Annotated in this window: 8 protein-coding genes and 1 pseudogene; 6 read left to right on the top strand and 3 right to left on the bottom strand. The window is 31.2% G+C overall.

Annotation, left to right across the window (positions count from 1 at the left end):
- The 3 genes from IAE52_RS11370 to IAE52_RS11615 form a co-directional block, all read left to right on the top strand.
- On the top strand, positions 1-280 hold a 280-nt coding region (locus tag IAE52_RS11370), incomplete at its 5' end, for a hypothetical protein (protein ID WP_200136804.1).
- Positions 262-426, top strand: coding sequence for a hypothetical protein (locus tag IAE52_RS11365; protein ID WP_162551429.1), 165 nt, complete (start codon positions 262-264; stop codon positions 424-426). The genes IAE52_RS11370 and IAE52_RS11365, both read left to right, overlap by 19 nt.
- 297 nt (positions 427-723) lie before the next feature.
- Positions 724-813, top strand: coding sequence for a putative holin-like toxin (locus IAE52_RS11615; RefSeq protein WP_275425175.1), 90 nt, complete (start codon positions 724-726; stop codon positions 811-813).
- Between the two features lie 106 nt (positions 814-919).
- Here the strand turns inward: IAE52_RS11615 and IAE52_RS11360 are convergent, their stop codons facing one another.
- The 3 genes and pseudogenes from IAE52_RS11360 to IAE52_RS11350 all read right to left on the bottom strand — a co-directional run.
- Entirely contained in the window at positions 920-1,375 is a 456-nt protein-coding gene (locus tag IAE52_RS11360) for a MarR family winged helix-turn-helix transcriptional regulator (RefSeq protein ID WP_195228352.1), read from the bottom strand.
- Positions 1,368-1,787, bottom strand: coding sequence for a hypothetical protein (locus tag IAE52_RS11355; protein ID WP_109990708.1), 420 nt, complete (start codon positions 1,785-1,787; stop codon positions 1,368-1,370). Before IAE52_RS11355 ends, IAE52_RS11360 begins: the two co-directional genes overlap by 8 nt.
- 91 nt (positions 1,788-1,878) lie before the next feature.
- Positions 1,879-2,437, bottom strand: a pseudogene (locus IAE52_RS11350) (IS3 family transposase); the annotation flags it as partial.
- 113 nt (positions 2,438-2,550) lie between these two features.
- Here IAE52_RS11350 and IAE52_RS11610 point away from each other — a divergent pair.
- The 3 genes from IAE52_RS11610 to IAE52_RS11340 form a co-directional block, all read left to right on the top strand.
- On the top strand, positions 2,551-2,763 hold the full coding sequence (locus IAE52_RS11610; protein ID WP_233610996.1) for a hypothetical protein: 213 nt from the start codon (positions 2,551-2,553) through the stop codon (positions 2,761-2,763).
- Between the two features lie 27 nt (positions 2,764-2,790).
- Positions 2,791-2,877 (top strand): hypothetical protein, encoded by an 87-nt coding sequence (locus IAE52_RS11730; RefSeq protein WP_338067083.1) that lies wholly within the window; start codon positions 2,791-2,793, stop codon positions 2,875-2,877.
- A 379-nt stretch (positions 2,878-3,256) separates the two neighbouring features.
- Positions 3,257-4,438 (top strand): MucBP domain-containing protein (locus IAE52_RS11340; protein ID WP_233610995.1); only part of this gene is annotated, 1,182 nt, incomplete at its 3' end.

Raw genomic sequence — 4,438 nt, 5'->3', positions numbered from 1 at the left:
GAAGACCGCTGGAGTATATACTGTTGTACTTAAGAGTGCTGATGGTCAAACCAAAGAAGTAAAACTTACCGTTAAAGCTTTAGTTCATACAAATTCTTCTTCTTTAAATCATAAGGATCCAATAAATAACTCTTTATCTTCTAACATTTCTTCTTCAAAACAACCTTTACCTCAAACTGGGGATGCATCCTCTGTTTCAGTTTTAGCTACTTTTGTAGGAGTATTGATTATGAGTTTGGTTACACTTTTAGGAGTATCCCAATGGAAAAAGAGAGATTAGACATAGATTCGCAAAGTAATAAAAGTATATTTTATGAGCTTTTATTAATATTGAGTAATTTAAAAAGAGAGTCATTCAACAGAATTGAAATAAATCTTGGTTATTCTAGAAATGCTATCTCTTTGTCAAAATTGGTTATTATCTAAAACTAGATAAACTTAAAAAAGTGTGTAACAAGTATCAAAAAACTGACAAAAAGGCTAGCAAGCCCTATGATAAGGGGTAATGAAGATTTGAAGAATAAAAACTAACCAAGCAATAAGATGTGTGTAAAATTTATAAAATAAAAATCCACTTGAAAAAAATCTAGTGGATTTTTTGTTTGTGACATAAATATAATATAATATAATACTTTCGTAGAAGTTAAAGGACGGTAGCTAATCTATCACAGGAGGTAATGCCTATGGAAAAATTCATGGGTACGTTTCCCAAAATATAGAAAGGTGAAAAATTTGTCTGTTTATCAGGCGCTTATGTTGATGATTGCATTTGCAACGTTAATATTGGCTTTCAATAATAAAGATAAAAAATAACGTCCAACTTTTGATGTGACCCCCAAAAGTTGGACTTTTTTCCCAAGTTAAGATACTTGGGATTTTTATTTTACTTTGAATATCAATTAAATAATTAGCTCAGGTGTTATGAATTTTTTTTGATTAATTCAAGAAGTAGATGATTAAATATTTCATTCTGTATGTCTAGTTTTCCAAAAAATTCGCTATCTACTTGTTCAACTAGAGGGACAGCCTGTTGTAATTTATTAGAACCCTCATTAGTTAAAGTAACTACCTTAGCTCGAGGGTCTCGTCGTGACTTTTGTCGTTCAATCAATTCAGATTTTTCTAACCTTGATATTATTGTGGAAAGAGTCATAACATCAATATTTGAGTTTTTTGAAATATCAATTTGTTTAACTTCTCTATGATGTTGACATAAATACCCTATAGTTGCTAGAACAACGAACTGTGGATGTGTTAATTCTATCACCTTTAATCGTTCTTTTATTTTTTTATGCCATAAATTATATGCCTTTATAAATGAAAAACCCGAAGAAAGTGAAGAGTCGTTTTTATATTTGGAAGGAAACTTAGTCATTGGCGGCTTTAATGAGTGAAAAAATAGAAGCTGGGACATCTGAAAAAATTTGTGATACAAATCCAGCATCTTCTAGGCTATCTGCTCGATTATTTGGCATAAATTCAACAGAATGACGGATAATAGTCCAACCATTTTCACTAGTTAATTCATGAATAAAATAAATATCACCAACATCTGGAATTGATGTTTTATCTGTAAATTCCTTGTTACGAATAACAGAAATTAATTCAAACTTCATTGCAGGTTGTCCTGAAAGTTTCATCTCTCCAAAACTCCCTCGTTCAAAATTGCCTTCCAACGAAATATCCTCTAAATCATCTTCCCAAGCGAACCAACGATTGACATCTGAATAGAGTCCCCAAATTTTCTCAACACATGTTTTTGTTTTTAATTCAAAACTGAATTTCATATTTTTTCTCCTTTATATTATAAGTGTACTTATAATATAATCCTTTAAAACGAGTTTGTCAACTATTTACTGTTGTGATATTAAAAACATTCTACTTATTCTCTTTTGCTATTCGAAACTCAACTGGTGATTTCCAACCTAGTTTTTCTTTAATCCGTTTGTGGTTATATAATGAATAAAGTTTTGAATGGCTTTACGAAGTTCTTCAAAAGAAATAAAAATACGACCGTAATACACTTCTTGCTTAAGAATCCCAAAGAAATTTTCCATAACTGAATTATCATGACAATTACCTTTACGACTCATTGATTGAAAAATTAAATTTTTCTTTAAGGTAGAACAATATACACGTGTTTGATAGGCCCAACCTTGGTCTGAATGAAAAGTACGTCGATATTGACAATCTCTCGTCTTATTTATAGCCTGCTCCAAAGCTTCAGAAATGGCTTGATAATTTGGCGCTTTGGATATACTATAAGAAATAATCTCATTATTGAATAAGTCCAGATAGGGGTTGAGATAAAGTTTTTTTGAACCCCATCTTCATAATATTTGAACTCTGTTGTATCTGTTGTAACTTTTTGGTGAGGAATCGGCGTGTTAAAACGTCTATGCAGCTTATTATTTGAAACTTTACGTACCGTTCCTTTTAGGAATAGTGTTTTTAATTTGGTTATTTTTCAAATATTTCTTTGTAGCCTTAATCATCATTTTAGGGCTCGTAATAGCTTGTTTTATAAGAAGAGTACAAGAGAATGAAAGAATGTCTTCTGAAGCTGATAAGGCAAAACAAGCTCATCAAGAGGATGTTAACGCATGGAGAAAAGAGCAAGAAAGAAAATATGGTCCTAATTGTTATCAAACAAATAGAGATGAACAAAAATCTGAAGCAAATAAAGCTAGAAATAATCAAGCAACTAAATTAATAGATTATGATAGACGTTGGGATAGTACAGACCCTTATATTATCTTATGAGTAAGAGAAGTTTCAACTTTTTCTGAGATAAAGAATCAATATAAATTCCTTTCAAAAAAATATCATCCTGACGTTGCAACTGAAGCAAATTCTGACGCTATTATGAAAAAATAAATTGTGCTTGGGATGAAATAAAAAAAAGAAAGCTACTAAAAAAACAAGTTTAGTAGTTTTCTTTTTATAACGCAATAAAGTAGTTAATTTTTGATTATTCCAGTTTATGTGGGATATTTTATAATATAAAAGTCTAAAATATAGGTCATTCAGAAAAACAATAATTTTTCTGAATACTATGTTGTATTATATTTGGCTCAAGTTCAATTATACCTTATCTTCGTATGAGATGCAATACTATTTCAAAAATATTACGATTAAAACAAAATCCAGGATCCTCTTATCTAGAGTTAATAATAGTACCATTTTCAAATTTATATTTATCGGAAAAATTATTGTTTTTCTGATAAAAGTATATAAGTTGAAAAGGAATAGAAAAATGAAAAAAACTATGTCAAAAATAATTGTCGCTTTATTATTAATATTTTCCGTGTTTGCTGATTGCATTACATTAAAAGTTAATGCAGCTACACCAAATTTTGGTGCTAGCATTTATTACTCTTTTGATGGTAATAATTATAAAAACATTCCTTGGAATAGTATTACAGACATTAATCTCAGGACAACATCAACGGTGTATGTTCAGACTAGACTTGCAGCGACTTCTGATGGAACACTAACTAATAATTTATGGACTAGTATTATTAATAGTGATGCATCTGGTAATGAATGGTTTACATTTGCAGACTACCCAAAAGTGGCTGGAAGTAGTGAACTTTTTCCTCTTTTGAAGATGACTTATACAACTGATGGAACTAATTACAGCGATTCAAAGCCACCATTAAGTAACTTAAAAGGTGTCAAAGTAACATTAAATGGGACACTGAGCAGTCCTGAATCTGATGGTACTAGTCCATTTGTTACTGTTACGGCTCCATTGATTCCTAAAGCTGACTATATTATAAACAGTGGTATGATAAATCAAACGATGTTTCCTATTAGGGGAGAGTATTCTCTTTTTTATTCTTGGAGTATCCAAGAATGGTTCTATTCTATGAGTCCATCAATGAATATGGGACAGTTTCGATTTTTAAATCCAACTGTCGGTGGAGATGTTACTGCTAAATATGTAGATACAGATGGTAACAAAATTTCAGATGATGTTGTAAAATCAGGAAATGTTGGCGATGCTTATACCACAGAACAAAAAACAATTGCTGGTTACACCTTTAAAGAAGTTCAAGGAAGTGCTACAGGTACTTTCACAGACCAAGCACAGACAGTGACTTATGTTTATACGAAAGACGCAATTGCTGGTGGAGATGTTACTGCTAAATATGTAGATACAGATGGGAACATGATTTCAGATGATGTTGTAAAATCAGGAAATGTTGGCGATTCTTATACCACAGAACAAAAAACAATTGCTGGTTACACCTTTAAAGAAGTTCAAGGAAGTGCTACAGGTACTTTCACAGACCAAGCACAGACAGTGACTTATGTTTATACGAAAGACGCAATTGCTGGTGGAGATGTTACTGCTAAATATGTAGATACAGATGGGAACATGATTTCAGATGATGTTGTAAAATCAGGAAATGTTGGCGATTCTTATACCACA

It is taken from the genome of Lactococcus sp. S47, assembly GCF_016517475.1.
In the GTDB taxonomy this organism is placed as follows: Bacteria; Bacillota; Bacilli; order Lactobacillales; family Streptococcaceae; genus Lactococcus; species Lactococcus lactis.
Note: the sequence above shows the minus strand (reverse complement) of the source record. Positions and strands in the feature narration are given on the sequence as shown.

Bases quoted from the DNA above. Each gene is read 5' to 3' on its own strand.
- IAE52_RS11355 (WP_109990708.1), bottom strand. From the start codon at position 1,787: ATGAAATTCAGTTTTGAATTAAAAACAAAAACATGTGTTGAGAAAATT.
- IAE52_RS11360 (WP_195228352.1), bottom strand. From the start codon at position 1,375: ATGACTAAGTTTCCTTCCAAATATAAAAACGACTCTTCACTTTCTTCG.
- IAE52_RS11610 (WP_233610996.1), top strand. From the start codon at position 2,551: ATGTCTTCTGAAGCTGATAAGGCAAAACAAGCTCATCAAGAGGATGTT.
- IAE52_RS11365 (WP_162551429.1), top strand. From the start codon at position 262: ATGGAAAAAGAGAGATTAGACATAGATTCGCAAAGTAATAAAAGTATA.